3 protein-coding genes and 1 pseudogene are annotated in these 1689 nt (G+C 45.5%); 3 read left to right on the forward strand and 1 reads right to left on the reverse strand.

Going from position 1 to position 1689, the window contains the following annotated elements; translation table 11 throughout:
- From HMPREF2794_RS27370 to HMPREF2794_RS00020, 3 genes and pseudogenes are all read left to right on the forward strand, one after another.
- A pseudogene (locus HMPREF2794_RS27370) lies at nt 1-182 on the forward strand (mobilization protein); the annotation flags it as partial.
- Nucleotides 139-591 carry a mobilization protein MbpC gene (gene mbpC, locus HMPREF2794_RS00015; RefSeq protein ID WP_004295511.1) on the forward strand — a complete coding sequence of 151 codons (453 nt, stop codon included), beginning with the start codon at nt 139-141 and terminating at the stop codon, nt 589-591. The pseudogene HMPREF2794_RS27370 and the gene mbpC, both read left to right, overlap by 44 nt.
- A gap of 19 nt (nt 592-610) precedes the next feature.
- Nucleotides 611-841, forward strand: a complete 231-nt coding sequence (locus HMPREF2794_RS00020; protein WP_004295510.1) for a hypothetical protein — start codon at nt 611-613, stop codon at nt 839-841.
- A 36-nt stretch (nt 842-877) separates the two neighbouring features.
- Here the strand turns inward: HMPREF2794_RS00020 and HMPREF2794_RS00025 are convergent.
- Nucleotides 878-1689, reverse strand: an 812-nt coding sequence (locus tag HMPREF2794_RS00025; protein WP_070750458.1) for a replication initiation protein, incomplete at its 5' end; no start/stop codon positions are given.

Consider the following 1689-nt stretch of genomic DNA (forward strand, 5'->3'; position numbering starts at 1 on the left):
CCGGGAAACTTAACGGCTACTATGTCACAGCCCGAAGCGGTACGGAGTATAAGGCAAGCGAGATAGGGAAAGGCTACACTCTCGCCCATATCGAGCGGACACAAAGCAAACTGAAGTGCAACTCAATGAACATATCTCATGGAAACAAACTCACACCCGGAAGCGGCAGCTTCCAACGTTAAGCAGGGACAGTACAGCCCCCGGAAAAGAAAAGATACAACGCCAAGGGTAAACCCGCAGCTTGCGGTAGAACTGGTGTATCAAGAACTAAAGCGTGTTGAAGTCTATACGAAGCGCATAGAGGACGCAACAGCCCGAAAGGTACAAATAGACGGGAAAAGCCTTGAAAGTGCCGAAAATCGCCTAAAAAACGTGTTGGCGGACTTTGAACGGCAGGGGTACAGAATGAAAAACGGCGGTTATGTGGACAAACGAATTTCGTTCTACTCAATCCTTTGTGCTGTTATCTCCCTATTGTTCGCTTGTTTCATGTGCTATCTTTGGACGGATGCAGCCAAAGACCGGGACAACTACAAGCAGTATTATGAATACTACCAAGAGCAGGCAAGGGAACAAAAGGGGAATAAATAAACATCTAACTTTACGAATTATGGGAACAACGGAACACGAAGAACCCCGGTTCTTCTTCATACTGAACAAGGGTGCGAAGTCCGGCGGCGAAATCACCCATGCCGTCCTAAACGGTAGTATCGTTTCGAAGCCGGCAGGCTGGGACGCCTTTCATGGGCTTGCACTGGCGAGAGAGAAACTAAGCAGCGAGGAAATACAACAGCAGATGAAAGAACTTGGTGTAGAAATGGAAATCGTTCCTCTGATTTGACAAGATTACCCGGAGTGTTTCAGCCGGGTAATCTTGTTACTTATCCTTGATTTTCCCTTTAAGGGCGTTTATAATCCACCCTTTCGGATTGTTCTTTTCTCGTGATTTTCCGTTTAGGAGAGCCAGTTCTCCGATAAGGTCGGTTATCTTTTCTTGTGCCGTTATGAATGTCTCTTTGTTCCGGTTTATCTCTTCCGATGTGAAGCCGCAGGAATAACGGAGGTACTCGTACACATGGCTGTCTATCTGATATCGTGCTGTAACCTTTGCTTGCAATTCTTTCCCTTCCAGTTCTTCATCTCTGAACTGTGGTTGATAGACCGGGTAGAACCTAAACCCGGTCACCTTGCTACGTTTGTTGTTTGGGTTTTCACGCACTTTCACGTAGTTGAAAGTGTATGGGCAGCTCTCATCAAGCGCAGCCTTTGCTGGTTTCAAAACTCTTTCCTCAAAATGATCTATTCTGTCTTTTCCGTTCTTGTCCTTGTATTTGTCCGCAGGTATGCCAAGACGGTCTTTCAAGTTTTCAAGGGATATATCCAAAGGGTACACCTGCCCACTCATTAACATGTAAAACCTAAGGGAATACCCAGTAGGTAGCGCAAGAGCCTTGTTTAACTCAAATTCTCTGTACCCCTTGGCGAACTTGGTAAACACATCCCAAAGGTCGTTAGACACACGAAAGGTTATAATGCCAGTGCGTTTTTTATATTTTGGGTTAGATATAAATCCGCACTTCCACCATTCCTCGTCATCTTCGTAAGTAAAAAAACGTCCTGCCAAAGAATCGAGTGCGGCTATGATTTCATTGTAATCACGTCCGGAAAAAATAACGTCAGATACATGCA

The organism is Bacteroides sp. HMSC067B03, assembly GCF_001811315.1.
Taxonomy (GTDB): Bacteria; Bacteroidota; Bacteroidia; order Bacteroidales; family Bacteroidaceae; genus Bacteroides; species Bacteroides faecis.

Bases quoted from the DNA above. Each gene is read 5' to 3' on its own strand.
- mbpC (WP_004295511.1), top strand. From the start codon at position 139: ATGGAAACAAACTCACACCCGGAAGCGGCAGCTTCCAACGTTAAGCAG.
- HMPREF2794_RS00020 (WP_004295510.1), top strand. From the start codon at position 611: ATGGGAACAACGGAACACGAAGAACCCCGGTTCTTCTTCATACTGAAC.